The 22,599-nt window shown below is 59.8% G+C and carries 17 protein-coding genes, 2 tRNA genes and 2 pseudogenes; 5 read left to right on the top strand and 16 right to left on the bottom strand.

What is annotated here, in order from left to right; genetic code table 11:
- Nucleotides 1–13: 13 nt before the first annotated feature.
- From dnaB to rnr, 7 genes are all read right to left on the bottom strand, one after another.
- Nucleotides 14–1,417 carry a replicative DNA helicase gene (gene dnaB / locus BLU11_RS02585; RefSeq protein ID WP_090276174.1) on the bottom strand — a complete coding sequence of 468 codons (1,404 nt, stop codon included), beginning with the start codon at nucleotides 1,415–1,417 and terminating at the stop codon, nucleotides 14–16.
- A 171-nt stretch (nucleotides 1,418–1,588) separates the two neighbouring features.
- Nucleotides 1,589–2,035, bottom strand: a complete 447-nt coding sequence (gene rplI / locus BLU11_RS02580) for a 50S ribosomal protein L9 (RefSeq protein ID WP_090276172.1) — start codon at nucleotides 2,033–2,035, stop codon at nucleotides 1,589–1,591.
- A gap of 19 nt (nucleotides 2,036–2,054) precedes the next feature.
- Entirely contained in the window at nucleotides 2,055–2,966 is a 912-nt protein-coding gene (locus tag BLU11_RS02575) for a YybS family protein (RefSeq protein ID WP_090271910.1), read from the bottom strand.
- A 40-nt stretch (nucleotides 2,967–3,006) separates the two neighbouring features.
- Nucleotides 3,007–3,237, bottom strand: coding sequence for a 30S ribosomal protein S18 (rpsR, locus tag BLU11_RS02570; RefSeq protein WP_090271909.1), 231 nt, complete (start codon nucleotides 3,235–3,237; stop codon nucleotides 3,007–3,009).
- Between the two features lie 40 nt (nucleotides 3,238–3,277).
- Nucleotides 3,278–3,706, bottom strand: coding sequence for a 30S ribosomal protein S6 (gene rpsF, locus BLU11_RS02565; RefSeq protein ID WP_090271908.1), 429 nt, complete (start codon nucleotides 3,704–3,706; stop codon nucleotides 3,278–3,280).
- 149 nt (nucleotides 3,707–3,855) lie between these two features.
- The gene (gene rlmB / locus BLU11_RS02560) at nucleotides 3,856–4,614 is read right to left on the bottom strand and encodes a 23S rRNA (guanosine(2251)-2'-O)-methyltransferase RlmB (protein WP_090271907.1); all 759 of its coding nucleotides are present in this window, start codon (nucleotides 4,612–4,614) and stop codon (nucleotides 3,856–3,858) included.
- A 9-nt stretch (nucleotides 4,615–4,623) separates the two neighbouring features.
- A complete protein-coding gene (rnr, locus tag BLU11_RS02555) occupies nucleotides 4,624–7,179 on the bottom strand; it encodes a ribonuclease R (protein ID WP_090271906.1) in 2,556 nt (851 codons plus the stop codon).
- 177 nt (nucleotides 7,180–7,356) lie between these two features.
- Between rnr and BLU11_RS02550 the strand changes: the two genes are divergently transcribed.
- From BLU11_RS02550 to BLU11_RS02540, 3 genes are all read left to right on the top strand, one after another.
- A tRNA-Leu gene (locus tag BLU11_RS02550) sits at nucleotides 7,357–7,443 on the top strand.
- 108 nt (nucleotides 7,444–7,551) lie between these two features.
- Nucleotides 7,552–7,638 (top strand) — tRNA-Leu (locus BLU11_RS02545).
- Nucleotides 7,639–7,800: 162 nt separating this feature from the next.
- A complete protein-coding gene (locus BLU11_RS02540) occupies nucleotides 7,801–9,570 on the top strand; it encodes an SLC13 family permease (protein WP_090271905.1) in 1,770 nt (589 codons plus the stop codon).
- 2 nt (nucleotides 9,571–9,572) lie between these two features.
- Here the strand turns inward: BLU11_RS02540 and BLU11_RS02535 are convergent, their stop codons facing one another.
- From BLU11_RS02535 to BLU11_RS02495, 9 genes and pseudogenes are all read right to left on the bottom strand, one after another.
- On the bottom strand, nucleotides 9,573–10,658 hold the full coding sequence (locus tag BLU11_RS02535) for a CaiB/BaiF CoA transferase family protein (RefSeq protein ID WP_090271904.1): 1,086 nt from the start codon (nucleotides 10,656–10,658) through the stop codon (nucleotides 9,573–9,575).
- A 17-nt stretch (nucleotides 10,659–10,675) separates the two neighbouring features.
- Nucleotides 10,676–12,299, bottom strand: a pseudogene (locus tag BLU11_RS02530) (long-chain fatty acid--CoA ligase).
- Between the two features lie 105 nt (nucleotides 12,300–12,404).
- Nucleotides 12,405–13,541 (bottom strand): acyl-CoA dehydrogenase, encoded by a 1,137-nt coding sequence (locus BLU11_RS02525; RefSeq protein ID WP_090271903.1) that lies wholly within the window; start codon nucleotides 13,539–13,541, stop codon nucleotides 12,405–12,407.
- Nucleotides 13,542–13,551: 10 nt separating this feature from the next.
- Nucleotides 13,552–14,739 carry an acetyl-CoA C-acyltransferase gene (locus BLU11_RS02520; RefSeq protein WP_090271902.1) on the bottom strand — a complete coding sequence of 396 codons (1,188 nt, stop codon included), beginning with the start codon at nucleotides 14,737–14,739 and terminating at the stop codon, nucleotides 13,552–13,554.
- Between the two features lie 10 nt (nucleotides 14,740–14,749).
- Entirely contained in the window at nucleotides 14,750–15,517 is a 768-nt protein-coding gene (locus tag BLU11_RS02515) for a 3-hydroxyacyl-CoA dehydrogenase (protein ID WP_090271901.1), read from the bottom strand.
- A gap of 133 nt (nucleotides 15,518–15,650) precedes the next feature.
- A pseudogene (locus BLU11_RS02510) lies at nucleotides 15,651–16,695 on the bottom strand (AraC family transcriptional regulator).
- A gap of 147 nt (nucleotides 16,696–16,842) precedes the next feature.
- Nucleotides 16,843–17,289, bottom strand: a complete 447-nt coding sequence (locus BLU11_RS02505; protein ID WP_231702259.1) for a regulatory protein RecX — start codon at nucleotides 17,287–17,289, stop codon at nucleotides 16,843–16,845.
- A 16-nt stretch (nucleotides 17,290–17,305) separates the two neighbouring features.
- Nucleotides 17,306–18,343, bottom strand: a complete 1,038-nt coding sequence (gene recA / locus BLU11_RS02500; protein ID WP_090271900.1) for a recombinase RecA — start codon at nucleotides 18,341–18,343, stop codon at nucleotides 17,306–17,308.
- Between the two features lie 147 nt (nucleotides 18,344–18,490).
- The gene (locus tag BLU11_RS02495; protein ID WP_090271899.1) at nucleotides 18,491–19,009 is read right to left on the bottom strand and encodes a CinA family protein; all 519 of its coding nucleotides are present in this window, start codon (nucleotides 19,007–19,009) and stop codon (nucleotides 18,491–18,493) included.
- 110 nt (nucleotides 19,010–19,119) lie between these two features.
- Between BLU11_RS02495 and mutS the strand changes: the two genes are divergently transcribed.
- The gene (gene mutS, locus BLU11_RS02490; RefSeq protein ID WP_231702258.1) at nucleotides 19,120–21,696 is read left to right on the top strand and encodes a DNA mismatch repair protein MutS; all 2,577 of its coding nucleotides are present in this window, start codon (nucleotides 19,120–19,122) and stop codon (nucleotides 21,694–21,696) included.
- 145 nt (nucleotides 21,697–21,841) lie between these two features.
- On the top strand, nucleotides 21,842–22,165 hold the full coding sequence (fdxA, locus tag BLU11_RS02485) for a ferredoxin FdxA (RefSeq protein ID WP_090271898.1): 324 nt from the start codon (nucleotides 21,842–21,844) through the stop codon (nucleotides 22,163–22,165).
- Nucleotides 22,166–22,599 lie beyond the last annotated feature (434 nt).

Genomic DNA, 22,599 nt, shown 5'->3' with positions numbered 1-22,599 from the left:
TGAGGGCCATTACCTACTCCTCCCCGTAACCCTGGTATGAACCGGGTGCGAGGTTTTCAAATCGGGTGTATTTACCAATGAAGGCCATCCGGCAGGTGCCGATCGGGCCGTTACGCTGCTTGCCGATGATCAGCTCGGCGATACCCTTGTCCTGGGTGTCGGGGTGATAGACCTCATCCCGGTAGACAAACATGATGACATCGGCATCCTGCTCAATGGCGCCCGATTCACGCAGGTCCGAGTTGATCGGACGCTTGTTCGGGCGTTGCTCCAGCGAGCGGTTGAGCTGCGACAGCGCGACGACCGGGACGTTGAACTCCTTGGCCAGCGCCTTGAGCGAGCGGGAAATCTCGGAAATCTCGTTGGTCCGGTTTTCCGACGAGGCACCACCGATGCGCATCAGCTGCAGGTAGTCGATCATGATCAAGCCCAGATCGCCGTGCTCACGCACCACCCGCCGCGCCCGTGCACGCATCTCCATGGGGGACAAACCGGCAGTATCATCAATGAACAGTTTACGGTCGTTCAGCAGGTTCACCGCCGAGGTCAGCCGCGGCCAATCTTCATCATCCAGGCGACCGGAGCGGACCTTGGTCTGATCGATTCGACCCAGCGACGACAGCATACGCATGATCAGCGATTCACCTGGCATCTCCAACGAGAACACCAGCACTGCCTTGTCGCTGTTCATCACCGCATTTTCCACCAGGTTCATGGCGAAGGTGGTCTTGCCCATGGACGGACGACCCGCGACGATAACCAGATCCGCCGGTTGCAGACCGGAGGTCATACCATCGAGATCAGTAAAGCCGGTGGACAAGCCAGTGATCGAACCTTCGCTGTTGAACAGCGTGTCGATACGGTCGATGGCCTTGGTCAGCAGCGTATTGACCGGCTCCGGCCCCCCGGTCTTGGGGCGGCTCTCGGCAATCGCGAAAATCTTCCGCTCGGCATCGTCCAGCACTTCATTGGGCTGCATGCCCTTGGGGTTGAAAGCGGTATCGGTAATCTCGGTACTGACACTGATCAGCTGGCGCATGGTCGCGCGCTCGCGGATGATCTGCGCATAGGCACTGATATTGGCTGCCGATGGCGTATTCTTGGCCAATTGGCCCAGGTAGGCCAGACCACCTACCTGGTCGATCAATCCTTCACGGTCCAGATCCTCGGCCAGAGTAACGACGTCAAACGGCTGATTGCGCCCGGCCAACCGTACCAGCGCGCGGAAAATCAGACGGTGATCGTGGCGGTAGAAATCCGTTTCGCTGACCAGCTCGGCAACGCGCTCCCAGGCGGTATTTTCCAGCATGACACCACCGAGTACAGCCTGCTCGGCTTCGATGGAGTGCGGGGGAATCTTCAGTGCAGTGGTCTGCAGGTCCAATTCCGGGCGGGCGGCGTAGATCTGATCATTCATCGGTACAGACTCGAATACTGAATTGGCGGGCTTCACATAAAACAACACGGCGCCTGTCGGAGGACAAGCGCCGTGTTGGCAAGTCTAACTGCTGAGCCTGGGCAAATCACCCGCTCCCGACCACAGGTCGCGAGTGGATGATTAGAGACTCTGCAGTCCGCGGGTTTCCCCTCAGCCGGCAACAACTACCAGCTTGACGGTAGCTTCAACGTCGGTGTGCAGGTGCACAGCCACGTCGAACTCACCGACGGTGCGCAGCGGGCCTTCAGGCAGGCGCACTTCGCTTTTTTCCAGCTCAACGCCAGCAGCAGTCACGGCATCAGCGATGTCGCGAGTACCGATGGAACCGAACAGCTTGCCCTCTTCGCCAGCATTGGCGGCGAGAGTAACAGTCAGTTCAGCCAGCTTGGCTGCACGGGCTTCGGCTTCAGCCTTGCGTTCTGCAGCAACCTTTTCCAGCTCAGCGCGACGCGCTTCAAAGGCTTCTACATTGGTGGCGGTAGCCGGAGTTGCCTTACCGAATGGCAACAGGAAATTGCGAGCGTAACCAGCTTTAACGGCGACCTTGTCGCCCAGGTTACCCAGATTCGCGATCTTTTCGAGCAGGATAACTTCCATTGCGATGACCTCTTTGAATTCAACCTTGGCTGTTCGGGTCGTCATCACCGGGCGACCCCGAGGGCGGCCTCATGCGTGAGCGAAAGTCGAACAAGCTATCTACAAATGCCAAAAACACAATCAGGGGGTAGGCGAAGCGGACAAACAGGACAAGCAATACATACGTCCCGATCAGCCACCCCGAACCCAGTTTCCTGATACCAACCATGCCGTGTATCAGCGCCAGCCCGGCCAGCAGCAGCGGCACACTCGCTATCGGCGACAACATCGCCAGCTGCGGCCATTGCGGCGCCATGATGACCAGCACCAACAGGCCAATACTGGCCAGCGCTGGCAGGCGCAACCGATGAAAGTCCTGACGAAAACCACCCGGGTTGTACAACCGGGCCTGCCAGGATCGTGCAATCATCAGACTGACCAGAGCCATCAGCATATGCATGGCTCCCATCACTCCACCGAGCACGGGTATCATCAATTCGTCGAGACGGGCGAGCAATTGCGCCTTGCCTGCCTCATCCAGCTGCAGACCCATCTGGGTCAACAGCTCCGGCAACATCTCACGAAACGCGCCAGCCATGGCCTGTAGTGGCTCGCCGAGTACCACCAGCAGCGCCAAGGCGTATACCACGCCAAGCGGCACTGCCAGCAACACCACACGAACCCAGTCGTTGTGCTGACGCAGCACAACCGCCAGACCGGCACTGCCGAGGATGACCAGCAAAGGCGTCAGGTCACCAAGAAAGGACCAGGCCAATGCAGGCAACATGCCCCACACAAGTATCGGTAACGCCTCGGACAGCCCGCGACGCAGAATCACCAGCGCCAGAGCTGCCGCACTGAACCAGAAAAGCAGTGGTATGGCTGCCGCAATCGCTACTGCAAGAGTAGCTTCCTTGCGGCCGCGCATGATGTATTCAGCCAGACCACGCATACCGATTCAGTATCCCCTGATTACGGGTTTGAGCTGCTGCTCAGCGACCGTGACTGTCGGTGTAGGGCAGCAGAGCCAGGTAGCGGGCGCGCTTGATAGCGACTGCCAGCTGGCGCTGGTATCTGGCTTTTGTACCGGTGATACGGCTGGGTACGATCTTGCCGGTTTCGGTGACATAGGCCTTCAGAGTGTTGAGATCTTTGTAATCGATCTCTTTAACGCCTTCAGCGGTAAAACGGCAGAACTTTCTGCGACGGAAAAAACGTGCCATGGCAGCGTCTCCTTTCTAACTGGAATGGGAACCGGAAAACTTACTCGTCGTTACCGGAATCGGTATCGTCGCTGTCATCAGCATCTTTACCGGAATCAGTATCGTCGTCACTGCGCTCACGGCGCTCACGGCGCTCGCCACGACCAGTGTCTTCAGGCTTGAGCATGTCGGACTGTTCGGTGACGGCTTCGTCACGGCGGATAACCATGTTACGAATGACCGCATCGTTGTAACGGAAGTTTTCGCTCAGCTCTTCCAGTGCCTTGGCGCTGCACTCGACGTTGAGCATGATGTAGTGAGCTTTGTGGATCTTGTCGATCGGGTAAGCCAGTTGACGGCGGCCCCAATCTTCCAGGCGGTGAATCTTGCCGCCGTCTTCTTCGATCAGCTTGGTGTAACGCTCAACCATCGCGTTAACCTGCTCACTTTGGTCCGGGTGAACCAGAAAAACGATTTCGTAATGACGCATTTTGTGCTCCTTACGGGTTATAGCCAGCCACCCAAAATGGTCTGGCAAGGAGTAGAACTCAGGTTTGGGGCGGCCATTCTAGGGAAGCGGCCTGGAAGTGGCAAGGAAAAGCATGATTCAGGTGGCAAATCGATGATCTGCCGCCCTGCTCATTTGCCTGGAGAAGCAATACTGCGCTGACGGACCGCCTCGAACAGACAGACCCCCGCAGCGACCGAGACATTCAGGCTGCTGACGCCCCCGGCCATCGGCAGCTTGGCCAGATAGTCGCAATGTTCACGGGTCAACCGGCGCATGCCGGCACCTTCGGCGCCCATGACAATCACCGTGGGTACGGTCAGGTCCACCTGATACAACAGCTGATCCGCCTCACCTGCGGTACCGACCACCCACAAGCCTCGCTGCTGCAACTGCTTGAGTGTACGGGCCAGGTTGGTCACCGCTACCAGCGGGACAGTTTCGGCGGCGCCGCAGGCCACCTTGCGCACCGTCGGCGACAGGCTTGCCGAGCGATCACGCGGAATGATCACAGCTTGCGCTCCCGCCGCGTCAGCGCTGCGCAGACAGGCGCCCAGATTGTGCGGATCAGTGACCCCGTCGAGCACCAGCAGCAGCGGCGCACCGTCCAGGTTGTCAAGCATATGCCCGAGCATTTCCTCCGACCACAGCTGGCTCGGCGTTACCGTGGCAACCACACCTTGATGCACACCTCCATCAGCCAGACGATCAAGATCATCCGGCAGCACCCGATCTGTATCGATCGCAGCACTGGCCGCCAACTCCAGAACCGCCTGCATGCGGGCATCCAGACGCCCGCGCTGGACACTCAACTTCCTTACACGGCGCGGAGCACGTTCCAACATCGCCTGCACCGCGTGCAGGCCGTATATATATTCCAGATCACTCATGTTCTGCGCTCATTCCACCTTGCGTTTGCGCGGCGCCCGCGGCTTGTCCGAAGGCTTGCGCTCGCTGCTCGCCCCTCGCTTGGCACCAGAGCGGGCCGACGGCGCGGAAGAACCCGCGCTTCGACTCTTACCGGACTTGGGCTTGCCCGCTCGCGAACCGGACTCGCCAGCTTTGCGCGCATCACTCAGCAGTTTCTCACGCACTGCTCGACTGTTGTTGGCATCCGGGGCTGCGGGCCGGTCGGAGGCCATTTCAAAGTCGATCTTGCGCTCATCCAGATCCACCCGCACCACCTGCACGCGGATCGAGTCCCCGAGCCGGAAGGTCCGCCCGGCCCGCTCGCCCACCAACGAATGATGTACCGCATCAAAGTTGTAGTAGTCGGCCGGCAGCGCAGTGATGTGCACCAGGCCTTCGACATAGATGTCAGTCAGCTCGACGAACAGACCGAAACCGGTCACGGCGGTCACCAGACCATCGAAGTTCTCGCCGACACGGTCCTTCATGAACTCGCATTTGAGCCAACTGGCTACGTCACGAGTAGCCTCGTCGGCGCGCCGCTCATTCTGAGAACACTGCTGACCCAGACGCTCCAGTTCCGCCATATCGTAGGGATAGACCGATGCCTTCGGCAGTACCCCTGCACCGCTACGCTGCACCAGATCTGTCTTCTTGCGTGAACGGATGACCGAGCGAATGGCCCTGTGCGTTAACAGGTCCGGATAACGACGGATCGGCGAGGTGAAATGCGTATAGGCCTCGTAGTTCAAACCGAAGTGTCCGGCGTTGTGCGGCGTATACACCGCCTGACTCAACGAACGCAGCATTACCGTCTGTATCAACTGTGCATCGGGGCGATCCTGCACTTTGGCCAGCACCGCAGCATAATCCTCCGGTGTCGGATCACCCTTCTTGCGGGTCAGCGACAGCCCCATGGAACCAAGAAACTGACGCAGCCGTTCGACCTTTTCCGGCTTGGGTCCGTCATGCACCCGGTACAGGCCCGGGATGTCCAGCTCCTGCAGGAAGCGCGCAGTAGCGACGTTGGCGCACAGCATGCACTCTTCAATGATCTTGTGCGCATCGTTGCGCGTAGTCGGCAGAATTTCGGCAACCTTGCGATCCTTGCCGAACAGCATGCGCGTCTCAGTTGTTTCAAAATCGATCGCACCGCGGCCGTGACGGGCCTTGGCAAGCGCCTGATACAGGTCATACAGGCTCTTCAGGTGCGGCAACACCTCAGCGTATTCCGCACTCAACGCCTTGCCTTCGCGGCTACGCGGATTCTCCAGCATGCTGGAGACCTTGTTGTAGGTCAGCCGCGCATGGGAATGGATAACCGCTTCGTAGAACTGGAAGTCGGTCAGCTCACCGCTTTTGGACACGGTCATTTCACAAACCATGGCCAGGCGATCCACATTCGGCATCAGCGAGCAGAGACCATTGGAGATGGCCTCCGGCAACATCGGAATGACTTCGCTGGGGAAATACACCGAGGTGCCACGCAGCTCGGCTTCGGCATCCAGCGCCGAGCCCAGCGGCACGTAATGGGATACATCGGCAATCGCCACGTACAATTTCCAGCCACCGGAGAACAATCTCCAGCCGCTGGCCTTGCGCGGCTCGCAGTACACGGCATCGTCGAAGTCGCGGGCATCTTCGCCATCGATGGTGACCAGCGGCAAGTGGCGCAGATCCACCCGCTTGAGCTTGTCCTTCTCGGTCACGTGATCAGCCAGGCGTGCGGCTTCGTCCAGCACTTCCTGCGGCCAGACACTGGGGATATCGTAGCTGCGCAGAGCCACTTCGATTTCCACACCGGGCGCCATGTAATCGCCGACCACTTCTATCACTTCACCCTGGGCCTGACGATTCATGGTCGGCCAATGGGTGATCTTCACTTCGACATACTGGCCATGCACAGCGCCGCCGGAGCAGCCAGGCGCGATCAGCACTTCATGATTGATCTTGGCGTTGTCGGCAGCCACGTAGCAGATGCCGCCTTCTTCATAATAGCGACCCACCAACAGTTCATGGGCACGCTCGATGACCTCGACAATCGCGCCTTCCCTGCGGCCACGGCGGTCAACGCCGGTGACTCGGCCCAGTGCGCGGTCGCCATCGAAGGCAATACGCATTTGCGACGGCCCGAGAAACAGGTCTTCGCCGCCATCATCAGGCACCAGGAAGCCGAAGCCGTCACGGTGGCCCTGAACCCGACCACTGATCAGGTCGAGCTTGTCCACCGGCGCATAGGCACCTCGGCGAGTGTAGATAAGCTGGCCATCACGCTCCATTGCACGCAGGCGGCGGCGCAGTGCTTCTATACCGTCTTCATCGTGCAGGCCGAATTCCTGCTGCAACTGTGCCCGTGTTGCCGGCGCACCGCGCTCGGCCAACAACTTGAGGATCAGTTCTCGACTGGGAATGGGGTTTTCGTATTTCTCCGCTTCGCGCTTTGCCGCCGGATCCAGTTCGGTCCAGCTGGCCGAACCAGCAGAGTGAGAGTCAGCAACTTTGCTCGATGCAGGCACCGAGGCTTGAGGTTTGGTCTTTTTCGTCATAGACGCCTATTGAACCGCGAAACGCGATTTCTTGCACCTTATTTCAAGTTGGATATTTTTTTTGGCAAACAGGGGTTTACAAGGTTTTACCTGCTGCGTATCATTCGCGCCGTCAACACGACATCGGTTGCACTGCTGGCTAGACAGGTTCAGCATAGCAGAGAAGTCAAATGACATGCCCAGGTGGTGAAATTGGTAGACACGCTAGCTTCAGGTGCTAGTGGCTTCACGGCCGTGGAAGTTCGAGTCTTCTCCTGGGCACCAATTCTGAAAACCGGACTCAGGTCCGGTTTTTTCAGTTAAAGCAGTGATGCCTTGTCGGCATGATCAACCAGCGCCATGCAGTAACGGCAACGGAAGATCGAATGACACGCCCAGGTGGTGAAATTGGTAGACACGCTAGCTTCAGGTGCTAGTGGCTTCACGGCCGTGGAAGTTCGAGTCTTCTCCTGGGCACCAATTCAAGAAAAACCGAGCATTTGCTCGGTTTTTTCGTTTCCGGCCTACTGTTCCTATTCCAAGACACAGTTCCCGCTGCGGATATTTTGTTGGCTCTGCCCAACTCGTGCGAGAATTGGCGGCTGCATAACAATCCACAATCCGGGCCGGGAAAAATAGGGCATGACAATAGAAATTGCGCTGGTGCTGGGCATCGCACTCGTAGCCATAATCCTGTTCGCCACCGAACGTCTGCGGATCGATGCCGTGGCCCTGCTGGTACTGTCAGCGCTGGCCATTCTCGGCCTGGTCAACCCCGACGAGGCACTGGGCGGCTTCAGCAATCAGGCCACGATCACAGTGGCAGCGATGTTCATTCTTGCGGCCGGGCTGCAGAACAGCGGCGCGCTGTCGGGTATCGGGCGCCTGCTGGGGCAGGCCAGGTCACCCATGGTGTTTCTGCTCATCCTGTTTGGCGTATTGGCCGTCGTCGCCCCTTTCGTCAATAACACCGCCGTGGTTGCCGTATTCATACCCCTGGTCATGACCGCCGCCGCCAGCATCGGCATGTCCGCATCCAAAGCTCTCATCCCGCTGTCCTATGTGTCGCAGGTGGCCGGCGTATGCACACTGGTGGGCACCTCGACCAACCTGCTGGTCAATGCCATGGCCAAGGATCTGGGCCACCCGGGCTTCAGCATGTTCGAGTTCACCCCGCTGGGCCTGATCTGTCTGGGAGTCAGCTGCCTCTATCTGCTGACCCTGGGACGCTGGCTGCTGCCGGACACCCGCACCAACGAATTGGTCGAGCAGTATGAGCTGGGCAAATACATCACTGAACTGCGGGTCATGCCCGACTCCTCGTTGATCGGCACGTCGGTCGGCGAAGCCAAGCTGGGCGAGGAGTTCGGCGTGTATGTCCTGGAACTGCTGCGCGGCGAGGAAAAAGTCTGGTCGCCACGCTCACAGACGCTGGAAGAAGGTGACGTGCTGATTGCCCGTGGCGACTGGTCAAAGCTGGACGAACTGAAAAACCAGACCGGTCTGGAAATCAACTCCGAGTTCAAACTCAAGGCGCGCACCCTCGAGGAAGGCACTCAGCAGGTACTGACCGAAGTGATGATAGCTCCCCGCTCGCGGGTGATCGGCAGCTCCCTGGCCATGCTCGATCGACGCTGGCAGCACAGCGCTACCGTATTGGCCGTTCACCGGCGCGGCGAGATACTGCGCAAGCAGTTGAAGGAAGTGCGTCTGAACGTAGGTGATGTATTGCTGATGCTCACCCCGGAAACCGAGATGCAAGCGCTGCGCAAGGACAAGAGCGTCATCGTGCTGAGCCAGCGGGATGCGGATAAACCCATGGGCTGGCGCGCACCTTTCGCGCTGATCACCATGGCGCTGGTGATCGGTATTTCCGCCATCGGCTGGGCGCCAATCGCCATTACCTCGCTGGTCGGCGCAGTAGCCATGACCTTGGCGGGCTGTCTTGAGGCGGACGAAGTCTATGACGCCATCGACTGGCGCATCATCATCCTGCTGGCCGGCTTGCTGCCACTGGGTGTAGCCATGAGTCAGAGCGGCGCGGCGGAATTCATCGTTGCCAATACCCTGGGGCTGGTCAGTTCCTTTGGCCCGCTGGTGGTGCTGGCGACGCTCTATCTGATGGCATTGTTGCTGACCGAGCTTATGAGCAATGCGGCAACAGCGGTGATTCTGACTCCGGTCGCGATGTCGACAGCCAATCTGCTCGGCGTGGACGCGACGCCCTTCCTGATCGCAGTAACCTTCGCCGCCTCCACCAGTTTCGCCACACCGGTGGGTTACCAGACCAATACCATGGTTTATAGCGCCGGTGGCTACAAGTTCACCGATTTCATCAAGGTAGGGCTGCCGCTGAACCTGATCTTCTGGGTATTGGGGATAATCTTCATCCCAGTGTTCTGGCCGTTCTGACCTCAGGCAGGCCAGATATCTGCTGCGGGATCGACGCTTACTGATGGGCGGATGGCCGATGCACTCCGGGAAAAGCGCGGCGCTGGCGCGCTGTGCAGTGCACCGTCGATGTCCTGGTAGATATCGCGCGCGGCCATATGCGGATGATGTCGAGCCTCCTCCAGCTCCAGTACCGGCGCAAAGCAGGCATCACTGCCTTCCAGTAGAGCGCACCACTCATCCCGACTGCGCCGGGCAAATAATTGCACCCACTGTTCCGTCTGGACGGCCTGAGCTTCACTGTCTGACGCCTGTTGTTGCAATATCTCCCCTGCGCCACTGCGCTGCACCAATTCCCGATAGAACGCCGGCTCCAGCGCGCCCACCGCAATCTGCCGTCCGTCGGCGCAGCGATAGCAACGATACCAGGGCGTAGCACCGCCCAGCAGGTTCTGCCCCTGGCGCATGTCGATCCGCCCGCTGGGCAACAAGCCGCTGAAAAAGGACATCAGCGAGGCAGTGCCATCCACTATCGCGGCATCCACCGTTTGACCCAGACCGGATCGCTCGCGCTCCAGCAGCGCAGCCAGAAAGCCCACAGTGAGAAACATCGAACCACCACCGAAATCGCCCACCAGGTTCAGTGGCGGCACCGCCGTCCCCTGTGCCGGGCCGATGGCCGCCAGAGCGCCGGTCAGCGCTATATAGTTGATGTCATGCCCGGCGCTCTGGGCCAGCGGGCCACTCTGTCCCCATCCGGTCATGCGTCCGTAGATCAGCCGGGGATTGAGTTCGGCCAGGACGTCCGGCCCCAACCCCAGGCGCTCCATCACACCGGGGCGATAGCCCTCGATCAACACATCGGCACGCTGCGCCAGCTCGAGGCAGCGCTGACGGCCCTCCTCAGTACGGATATCCAGGGTTATACAGGTGCGCCCGCGGTCGACCACCGGATTGGGCCAGCCATTGCCGCCGGGGCGCTCGATGCGCAGCACATCGGCGCCCATGTCCGCCAACTGCATGGCGCAGTGGGGCCCTGGGCCGATACCGGCAAACTCCAGCACCCGCAGACCGGCCAAAGGTCCGCCATTGTGTTCGGTTGCATCCATGGGGACCTCCGTCCGGCTCATGCCAGCACCCGATCCTGTTCAATCAGATAGTTGTAGTAGCGATCACGCAGGGTCTTCTTGTCGATCTTGCCGGTGGCCGTCAGCGGAATCACATCGATGATCATCTGATCCGGCATCCACCATTTAACGATCTTGCCATCCAGGTGTTGCAGCATGGCCTCGGTTGTCCCTTCGGCCCCTTCATGCGGTTCGATGACGAGCAGTGGCCGCTCTTCCCATTTCGGGTGATATACCCCGACCACCGCCGCCAGACGCACACCAGGACAAGCCACCGCCGCGTTCTCAATATCGATCGAGCTGACCCATTCGCCGCCGGACTTGATCACATCCTTGGTGCGATCAGTGATACGCATGAAGCCGTTCTCATCCAGGGTGGCGATATCCCCGGTATCGAACCAGCCATCGGCATCCAGCGCGCTGGTCTCGCTGCGAAAATACCGCTCCACCGTCCAGGGGCCACGCACCATCAAAGTGCCAGCGCTATTGCCATCAGCAGGCAGACGCGTGCCCTGGTCATCCACCACTTTCAGTTCGATTCCGTATTGCAGACGGCCCTGGCGACTCCAGATCACGTCGTTGACCGCATCCTCGCCAAGCTCCGCCAGTTTGGGTGTTGGCGTCGCCACCACACCCAGCGGGCTGGTTTCGGTCATGCCCCAGAGCTGGCGCACAGCCACGCCGTATTTGTTCTGATACTTCTCGGCCATGGCTCGCGGCACTGCCGAACCACCGATGACCAGATGGGTCAGCCTGCCAGCGTCCTCTCCGGTCTTTTCCAGATGGTCCAGATACAAGGTCCAGATCGTTGGCACGCCTCCTGAGAAGGTCACACCTTCGTCCTGGATCAGCTCCTGCAGGCTCTCACCATCCATCTTGTCGCCAGGCAGTACGAATTTGCAGCCGTTGATGGCAGCAGCAAAGGGCACGCCCCAGGCCGTACCATGGTATAGGGAGGAGCAAGGCATGATGCAATCGAAGGCCGAGAAATTGAAGGCGCTGCTCAGCCCGGCCGCCAGGGCGTGCAGCACAATGGAGCGATGGCTGTAGAGCACGCCCTTGGGATTGCCGGTGGTACCCGAGGTATAGCAGAGAATAGCGCCGGCATTCTCATCGAAACTCGGCCAATCCTGCAGTGGTTGCGCCTGAGCCAACAGCTGTTCGTAGCCCTGCACTGCAATACCAGACAGCGCCGGCAGATCACCACCGGTAAGCATGATGAAGTGGCGGATGTTGGTCAGTTACGGCAGCAGACGCTGCACCAGATCGGCGAAATTAGGTTCGAACAGCAGCACAGTACTGCCGGCATGGTTGAGGGTATAGGCGATCTGTTCATCCGACAGCCGTGGATTACCGGTATGCAGGACCGCACCGGTGCCGGGGACGGCAAAGAACAGCTCATAATGACGATGGGTATTCCAGGCCAGGGTCGAAACGAAATCCCCCCGGTTTGATACCCAGCCGTTGGATCATGCTCGCCGCACGACCAGCCCGATCGGCCATGCCCGCATAGTCATAGCGCCACAGTGGACCATCCACCTGCCGGGACACGATCTCCCGGTCACCGTGGGCAACGGCCGCATGTTGCAGGATGCTGCTGATCATCAGAGGAAACTGCTGCATGCTGCCCGTTTGAAAATTCTGCATTGTCCTACTCCTTGTTTTTGTTATCGAACCGCATGACGGCAGTCGGTTTGCCATTGCCGTCTTGATTATCTGTACTGGAAGCTATCGCTCTCCCAGATTGCGCGCGATCACCAACCGCTGGATATCACTGGTGCCCTCGTAGATCTGGCACACTCGCACGTCGCGGTAGATGCGCTCCAGAGGAAAGTCTTTCAGGTAGCCGTAACCGCCCAGGGTCTGGATCGCCGCCGAGCAGGCCTTCTCGGCCATTTCCGAGGCGAACAGTTTGGCCATGGAGGCTTCGACCAGTGCCGGCTGGCCAGCATCACGCAGCGCGGCGGCGTGGTGCACCATCTGCCGGGCCACGGCGATCTGGGTAGCCATATCAGCCAGCCGGAATGCCACCGCCTGATGCTCGGTCAGTGCCTTGCCGAACGCCTGGCGCTCACGCGCGTAATCACGCGCCACTTCGAAAGCCGCCCGCGCCATACCCACTGCCTGGGCGGCGATACCGATACGCCCGCCTTCAAGGTTCGCCAGGGCGATACGATATCCCTCTCCTTCCCCGCCCAGACGGTTGGCTGCCGAAAGACGCAAACCATCGAAGGCGATCTGACAGGTATCCGATGCGTGCTGGCCGAGTTTTTCTTCGACCCGCACCACCTCATAACCGGGGCTGTCGGTCGGGACGATAAACGCCGTAATGCCGCGTTTGCCGGCGTCCGGATCGGTTACCGCAAACACGATCACCGTACCCGCTTCACGACCCGAGGTAATGAACTGTTTGGCCCCGTCCAGCACATAACTGTCACCATCGCGCCGGGCACGGGTGCGCAGCGAGCCTGCGTCAGAGCCGGCATGCGGCTCGGTCAGAGCGAAGCCGCCGATCTGTTCGCCCCGAGCCAGTGGCGGTAGAAAGCGATCCTTCTGCTCCTCACTGCCAAAACGCAGAATCGGCGCGCAGCCCACCGAGTTGTGTACGCTCATGATGGTCGAGCAGGCACCGTCGCCGGCGGCAATCTCTTCCAGCGCAAGGGCATAGGTCAGGTAGCCGGTATCACAACCACCCCACTGCTCCGGCACCAGCATGCCGAGAAAGCCCAATTGGCCCATTTCTGCCAGAGCTTCAGTGGGAAAGCGATGCTCTCGATCCCACTCGGCGGCAAAGGGCAGCAACCGCTCCTGGGCGAACTGGCGCGCCACATTGGTGATTTCCCGTTGCTCATCGTTGATCAGCATGGCCAACTCCTCAGTCGAGCAGTTCAATGGCCATGGCAGTGGCTTCGCCACCACCGATACAGATGGCAGCTACGCCGCGGCGCAGCTGCCTGGCTCGTAGCGCACCGAGCAGGGTGACCAGAATGCGGGCGCCGGAAGCGCCTATGGGATGCCCCAGAGCGCAGGCGCCGCCGTGCACGTTGACCCGCTGCGGATCCAGCCCCAGCTCGCGCACCGCGATCATGCTGACCACCGCAAACGCCTCATTGATCTCGAACAGATCCACTTCGTCCAGCGACCAGCCAGTGCGCTCCTGCAGTTTGCGGATGGCCCCGATTGGCGCTACCGGAAACAGCCCCGGCTCATCGGCAAAAGCGGCGTGCCCACGAATTGCCGCCAACGGTTTGAGTCCGCGGCGCTGTGCTTCGGACTGGCGCATCAGCAGCAGCGCCGCCGCACCATCGGAAATCGAACTGGAGTTGGCAGCCGTGACCGTACCTCCCTCGCGGAAGGCCGGCTTCAGACCAGGAATGCGCTTGGGATCAACTTTGAGCGGGGTTTCGTCCGCCTGCACATTCACCGCGCGGCGACCAACCTGTGCGACCACCGGAGCCAGCTCCTCGGCAAACAAGCCCTGCTCTATGGCCACTTGTGCCCTCTGCACCGACTGCAAGGCCCAGGCATCCTGCTCTTCACGACTGAAACCATGTTGTTGCGCACAGTCTTCAGCATAAGTGCCCATTAACCGGCCCTTGTCATAGGCATCTTCCAGACCGTCGAGAAACATATGGTCGAGCATCCGACCATGCCCCATGCGTAGCCCCTGACGAGCACCGTCGAGCAGATAAGGCGCGTTGGACATACTCTCCATCCCACCGGCCACCACCACATCGACACTGCCGGCCAGCAGCCGATCATGCCCGATAATCGCTGCCTGCATGCCCGAACCGCACATCTTGTTGAGCGTGGTGCAGACCGTGAACTTGGCCAGGCCAGCGCCCAATGCCGCCTGCCTCGCCGGCGCTTGACCCAGGCCGGCGGGCAGTACGCAGCCCATCAGCACTTCCCCCACCGCATCGGCCGGCAGACCACTGCGCTCAACGACCGCGCGGATCGCCGCCGCACCCAGTTCGGGGGACGGGACACCAGCCAACTCACCCTGCAGCGCCCCCATGGGCGTACGGGCGCTGGCCACTATGACTATCGGATCCTGTTGCATGTATGCCTCCTCAGCGTGCCGCCATGCGCAGCGCGCCGTCGAGACGGATCACCTCGCCGTTGAGCATGGGGTTTTCGATGATGTGGCGAACCAGCGCCGCGTATTCTTCCGGCAGACCCAAGCGCGGCGGGAAAGGCACATCCTTGGCCAGTGAGTCGCGTACCTGCTGCGTCATACCCGCCATCATGGGCGTCTCAAAGATGCCCGGCGCTATGGTCATCACCCGAATGCCATGGCGTGCCAGTTCCCGCGCCGCCGGCAAGGTCATGCTGACCACACCGCCCTTGGACGCTGCATAGGCAACCTGTCCGATCTGGCCATCATAGGCCGCCACTGACGCAGTATTGATGATCACCCCGCGTTCGCCCTGCTCGTCCGGCTCACCCTCGGCCATCACCTCGGCAGCCAATCGCAGCATATTGAAGGTGCCCAGCAAATTGACCCGCAACGCCCGATCAAAACTGGCCAGACCATGCGGACCGTTACGCCCGAGAATCTTTTCACCAGGAGCAATACCGGCGCAGTTGATCAAGCCGTGCAACTGGCCGAAATCGCGCCTGGCCGCCGCTATTGCTTCAGCGGCCTGCTGCTCGTCGGCGATATCGGCCGCATAGCCCCGGGCATTTTCGCCCAACTCAGCTACCCGTTGCTGCAAGGCACTTTCATTGAGATCAATCAACGCCACCCGAGCGCCCGCTTCGACCAGCAACGCTGCGGTCGCTGCGCCCAGGCCCGAGGCACCACCGGTAATCATGAAGATATTATTGTTCAGCTGCATGCAAGCTCCTGGCTGGGGCGGTGGATCGCCCGCTCTCGTTGTCATGCAAGCATTCTGGTACGCCGTCGACAGCGCGGGCAATGTTCCATTGCTTCAACCTGCCTGACCGTTTTGGACACTTTGCCGCAGGTATTCAGCCGTCGCCAAGAATCAACTGACGATAATGCCCGGGGTTGGTCCCGGTCCATTTGCGGAAGGCCTTGTAGAAGGCACTGATATCGGCAAGGCCCAGCCACTCGGTGATATCGGCGTAACTGATCAAGGGATCCGCCAGCCACCGGGTGGCCTGCTCCTCACGGATACCGTCCTTGATCGCCTGATATTGCAGCCCTTCCGCTACCAATCGGCGGCGCAGGGTGGACGGGGACATGCACAGAGAGTGTGCCAAGGATTCACTGGTTGGCCACGACGCCGGATCAAGTTGCCGCAGATGCCGGATCAAGTTGCCGCAGATGCCGACGGATCTGGCTGGTCAGGCTGGCGGGATCGCGATAGCGCACCAGAATATTGGCCGGCGCCTCGGCGAGAAAACCGGGCACCTCGGCCAGGGTCCGGCGCACCGGCAGGTCCAGCGCCTCGGCAGCGAAGATGATACGGGTGCTGGGGCGGGAAAAACGCAGGTTGCCGGAGAACATGACCTGATAATCGCGAATATAATCCGGCTCCTCGCAACGCAGCTCGACCGCCAGCAGAGGAATGCGCCGACCGGCCAGCCAGCAGGCCAGGCCGTGCACTATCATCCAATAGGTAAAATAAGCGAAGGGCCGCTGCGGTTCCTGCTGGTCCTCTTGCAGAACGATTTCCGCCAGACTTCTGCTGCGTACCACCCGGCCACTGAAATTGCCGAGCATCAGCCCGAGAAAGTTGACGATATGGATCAGTGCCTTCTCCACCGTCGGCTGGGTGATCGCCGAGCGGCAGATGAAATTGAAGCTGCCCAACCGCAGCGGGCGTGCAGCCATGGCGAAGAACTCATCATCATGGGCTGCGGCCAATCCCAGCCAGAGCTCGCTGTACAGTTCAACCGGTACGCGCTGACCGGAGTCATCCAGCGGCAAGTTCGGCAGACCCAGGCTATGCAACAGCGAGCCGGCATCCGGCCCGGTTCGGGTGAACCCCAACAGGGCTTCCCGCACCAGGCAAACCGAAATGGTGTCTTTATGCCCTGCCGTAATAATGGCTTCTACTCCACTGCTCTACGAAACCACCATCAGCTGTTTCAGCAAATGAATCAGGTGAGCACGGAGTGTAACCTAGAGCATGGATGACCGCTATTGGCCGCCTGACGGCGCGCGCCGGGCTGCGGGGGAAGAGAGACTTTCCGTTCAACTATCCTGGAAATAACCACCGAAGCCGCGGTATTGCATGAAGCGCTGTTGCTTCACCCGCTCCTTCAGTTCTCTGGCCTGACCTTCGGGAAAGCGTTTGGCAAAAGCCGTCTGCGCCAATGCCGCCCAATCCCAGGCCGCATCCTGCAGTACATCATCGATCAGCCGCTCCGCTACACCGCGCTGGCGCAGCTCTTCGCGCAGCCGAACAGGGCCATAGCCGCGCTGACTGCGTGAATAGACATAAGCTTCACAGAAGCGCTCATCGCTGAGCAACCCATCTTCCTGCAGCCGGTCCAGCTCGACTTCCGCCATTTCGGTCTCAGCCCCACGCTGACGCAGCTTGCGCAGCATCTCCGTGTAGCTGTGTTCACGCCGGGCCAGCAGGTCCAGCGCTGACCGGCGTATGGCTGCAGGTGTTTCCAGGTTCTGTTTGCCAAACAAGATTCAGTTGCCGCTATCAGCTGTCGAGATCGGCATTCTCTTCGACTGCGGCCGTCTTGCTGCTGGGCTTGGGCAGCAGTTTGTCGCGGATGGTCTTTTCAATCTCCTCGGCAATCTGCGGGTTGTCTGCCAGGAACTTGGCTGCATTGGCCTTGCCCTGCCCAACCTTGTTGCCCTTGTAGCTGTACCAGGCACCGGACTTTTCGATCTCGCCGATCTGCACACCCAGATCAATGATCTCGGCATTGTGGTAGATACCGGTACCGTACAGGATCTGGAATTCGGCCTGACGGAACGGCGGCGCCACCTTGTTCTTCACTACCTTGACACGGGTTTCGCTGCCAATCACCTCATCGCCCTCTTTCACCGCACCGGTGCGGCGAATGTCCAGGCGGACCGAGGAATAGAATTTCAATGCGTTACCACCGGTAGTGGTTTCGGGGTTGCCGAACATCACGCCGATCTTCATGCGGATCTGGTTGATGAAAATCACCAGGCAGTTGGCGTTCTTGATATTACCGGTGATCTTGCGCAACGCCTGGGACATCAGTCGCGCCTGCACGCCGACGTGGTGATCACCCATGTCGCCTTCGATTTCAGCCTTGGGCACCAGTGCCGCCACGGAGTCGACGATGATCACGTCAACCGCGTTGGAACGCACCAGCATATCGGTGATCTCCAGCGCCTGCTCACCGGTATCCGGCTGCGATACCAGCAGATCATCCACATTCACACCCAGCTTGCCGGCGTATTCGGGATCCAGTGCGTGCTCAGCGTCAACGAAGGCGCATGTGGCGCCACTCTTCTGCGCCTGGGCAATGACCGACAACGTCAGTGTGGTCTTACCGGATGATTCAGGACCGTAGATCTCGACGATACGCCCCTTGGGCAAGCCGCCCAGACCCAGGGCAATGTCGAGACCGAGAGAGCCGGTGGAGATCGCCGGTATGGCCTGGCGCTCATGATCGCCCATGCGCATCACCGCGCCCTTGCCAAACTGACGTTCAATCTGACTCAAAGCCGCCGATAGCGCCTTCTTTTTGTTGTCGTCCATTGTGCATCCTCTGGTATGGCGGGTACGCGTACGCCCCGGGGAAATCGAATACTGTATATATGGTCAGTGATTATTCCACAGTTGTCCTGCCTCGCCTACCCCTTTTAAGCCAGACTGTGCGTTGATCTGCAAACGTTGGAATTTGCCTCAGACCGTGCGGTTCGCTGCCAGCTTCTCCAGCTCGGCAAGCAATCCCTGCACGCCATGCAGCACCGTCTGCGCACGCACATCGCGTCGATTGCCCTGGATACGCCGGCATTGACTGGTCGTTCCCTGGTCGCGAACAGCCCAGGCAAACCAGACCGTACCGACCGGCTTGTCCGGCGTTCCGCCGTCGGGCCCGGCGATACCACTGACAGCGACAGCCAGATCCGCGTCGGCCGCCTCCAGCGCACCTTCGGCCATGGCTCGCACCACCGGCTCGCTGACCGCGCCAAACTCCACCAGATCTTCCTCGGTCACCCCGACCCAGCGGACCTTGCTGTGATTGGCGTAAGTGACGAAGCCAGTATCAAACCAACCGGAACTGCCGCTGACACGGGTTATCGCCTCGGCAATCCCGCCACCGGTGCAGGACTCGGCAGTAGTCACCCGCAACCCCAGCTGGCGCAAGGCATTGCCAAGACGGGCCGAGGCGGCATCAATCAATGGGTCATATTGCGACATCTGCATCTCCTTCAGTAACTTGCGTTCAAACTTGCACTTAAAAGACGGCACCGCTTTGTTAGACTATGCCCCTTTCTTGCACCAACCAGTACTGTCGATCAGGAAGTCCCATGAGCCGCGCCGAAAAAACCGTTACCCATACGCCCATGATGCAGCAGTATTTCGGCATCAAACAGCAGCATCCCGATCAGTTGCTGTTCTATCGGATGGGCGACTTCTATGAGTTGTTCCATGATGACGCAAAAAAAGCCGCGCGCCTGCTGGACATCACCCTGACCGCACGCGGCAATTCTGCCGGGCAACCCATTCCCATGGCCGGCATTCCGTTTCACGCCGCCGAAGGTTATCTGGCCAAGCTGGTCAAACTGGGCGAGTCGGTGGTCATCTGCGAACAGATCGGCGATCCCGCTACCAGCAAGGGCCCGGTTGAACGTCAGGTGGTACGCATCCTGACGCCGGGCACGGTCAGTGATGAAGCTCTATTGGATGAACGCCGGGACAACCTGTTGGCAGCGCTGGTAGGCAGCGAGCGCGGCTTCGGCCTGGCCACTCTGGACATCAACAGTGGACGTTTCACTGCCATGGAGCTTGCCGGCTGGGAAACCTTGCTCGGTGAGTTGGAGCGCCTGGCACCCGCCGAGCTGCTTATTCCCGACGACTGGGAAGCCAATACACCCATCGAACGCCGCCGCTCGGTACGCCGCCGAGCGCCCTGGGACTTCGATCAGGACAGCGCACACAAAGCTCTGACCCAGCAGTTCGGCACCAAGGATCTGGTCGGTTTCGGCTGCGCCGACCTGAAGCTGGGCCTGGGCGCTGCGGGTGCCCTGCTGTGCTACGCCAAGGAAACCCAGCGTACTGCCCTGCCGCACCTGCGCGGTATTATTCAGGAGCGCTTTGAAGACAGCGTCGTCATCGACAGCGCCAGTCGGCGCAACCTGGAAATCGACTGCAATCTGGGCGGCGGCCGGGACAATACCCTGCTCGACGTGCTGGATCACAGCGCCACCAGCATGGGCAGCCGTCTGCTGTGCCGCTGGCTGAATCGCCCGCTGCGCGACATGCAGGTGCTGCAGGCACGTCAGGAAAGTATCGCCGGGCTGCTGGAGCAGTACCACTACGAGACCATTCATCCGGTGCTCAAGGGCATCGGCGATATCGAACGTATTCTTGCGCGGGTAGCACTGCGTTCGGCGCGACCGCGGGATCTGGCGCGGCTGCGGGATGCATTGACAGCTCTCCCGGAACTGCAGGCCACACTTGAGCCTATCACCACGGCGCACATAGCCGAACTGGCGCAGAAGGTCGCCAGCTATCCGGAACTGGCCGAGCTGATGCAGCGGGCCATCATCGAGAATCCGCCGGCGGTGATCCGCGACGGCGGCGTGATCAAGGCCGGGTATGACAGCGAGCTGGATGAACTGCAGAATATCAGCGAGAACGCCGGGCAGTACCTGATCGATCTGGAAACCCGCGAACGCGAGCGCACCGGTCTGTCCACCCTCAAGGTCGGCTACAACCGTGTGCATGGCTACTTCATCGAGCTGTCACGCGGCCAGTCTGGCCAGGCCCCGGTCGATTACATTCGGCGCCAGACGCTCAAAGGGGCGGAACGCTTCATCACGCCCGAGCTGAAGGAATTCGAGGACAAGGCGCTGTCTGCCCGCAGCCGCGCCCTGGCCCGCGAGAAACAACTGTACGACGAACTGCTCGACCGTCTGAACGAAGATCTGGCGCGCCTGCAGGACAGCGCCGCCAGTCTGGCCGAACTCGACGTGCTGACCTGTCTGGCAGAACGGGCGGCAAGCCTGGATTACTGTCGCCCGCACTTCATAGCCGGCAGCGGCCAGCTGTGCATTGAGCAAGGCCGTCACCCGGTCGTGGAAAAGGTACTCGACACGCCCTTCGTCGCCAATGACCTCGACCTCACGCCCGATACCCGCATGCTGGTCATTACCGGTCCGAACATGGGCGGTAAGTCCACCTATATGCGTCAGACCGCATTGATCGTGTTACTGGCGCATATCGGCGCCTATGTGCCGGCGGCGAAGGTCGAACTGTCCCCGGTCGACCGTATCTTCACCCGTATCGGCTCCAGTGACGATCTGGCTGGTGGCCGCTCGACCTTCATGGTGGAGATGAGCGAAACGGCTAACATCCTGCATAACGCCACCGACGCCAGCTTGGTCCTGATGGATGAAGTGGGCCGCGGCACCAGTACCTTTGACGGTCTGTCCCTGGCCTGGTCCGCGGCCGAATACCTGGCGCAGATACGGGCCTTCACTCTGTTTGCTACGCATTACTTCGAACTGACAGCACTGGCGGACAGTGACCCTATCGTCGCCAACGTGCACCTGAATGCCACTGAGCATAATGAACGCATCGTATTTCTGCACACCGTACTCCCCGGTCCGGCAAGCCAGAGTTATGGCCTGCAGGTGGCCCAGCTCGCCGGCGTACCGCGCCCGGTAATCGAACGCGCGCGCAAGCATCTGGCTGACCTGGAGCAACAGAGCCTCAAACAGGCCGCAGCCGGCTCGTTACGCGACAGTCAGCCAATGCAGAATGATCTGTTCGCCGCCGCCCCGCACCCCGTCGTGGACGCCCTCCAGCAGCTCAAACCGGACGAGCTCACCCCTCGCCAGGCGCTGGATATGCTGTACCAATGGAAGGCGGAACTGAGCTGAAATGCCGACAAATGATACTTATTATCATTAAAAAAGCAGGCAAGTAACCTCAACCCACCAAATTTCCTCGGTCGAGCTGCCGCGCCGGGGAAATTGCTGGTAGAATACGCGCCATCTTTTGCCATGCCTTTTTGGGAGACCTGCCATGACCTTTGTTGTGACTGACAACTGCATCAAATGCAAGTACACCGATTGCGTTGAGGTCTGCCCTGTCGATTGTTTCTACGAAGGTCCGAACTTCCTGGTGATTCATCCAGATGAGTGCATTGACTGCGCCCTGTGCGAGCCTGAGTGCCCAGCCACTGCCATTTTCGCCGAAGATGAGCTGCCGGAAAATCAGCAGAACTTCCTGGAGCTGAACGCTGAGCTCGCCGACGTATGGCCGAATATCACCGAGAAGAAGGACTCCTTGCCCGACGCAGAAGAGTGGGATGGTGTGCCAGACAAGCTGGAACACCTGGAGCGCTGAGTCAGGTCGCTTCGCGGCAAAAACAGAAAGGCTGATCCGAAAGGGTCAGCCTTTCTGCATTATGCAGCCAGAATCAACCGTGAGCGGCTTTTCTGCAGACGAAAAAAAGGGCGGAATAATCCGCCTCACTTTTTTCTATCCCTAATGCCGTCCCTGACCCAGTCATCCTGACTGCCACCATCCTGATGCTCCTTTGCTCAAGCTTCCTGCCAAACAGCACATTCCGTCGCGCATGGACACATAGTACCCGGAAACGGCCCATAACCAATCAACAAAAACGTCTCACCCGTTCTGGTTAATCTGTAATTTTCCTTTTATTTTCAATTATTTACCATTTTTCGTATGACAATAATCCTATTCAGCTCACGACGCAAAGCAGAAAGAGCTTACGTCTGACATGACCAATGTCTTACACGAGAAGCAATTCTATTTTC

The sequence above is a fragment of the Halopseudomonas litoralis genome, from assembly GCF_900105005.1.
Lineage (GTDB): Bacteria > Pseudomonadota > Gammaproteobacteria > Pseudomonadales > Pseudomonadaceae > Halopseudomonas > Halopseudomonas litoralis.
This window is presented reverse-complemented; position numbering and strand designations above follow the sequence as displayed.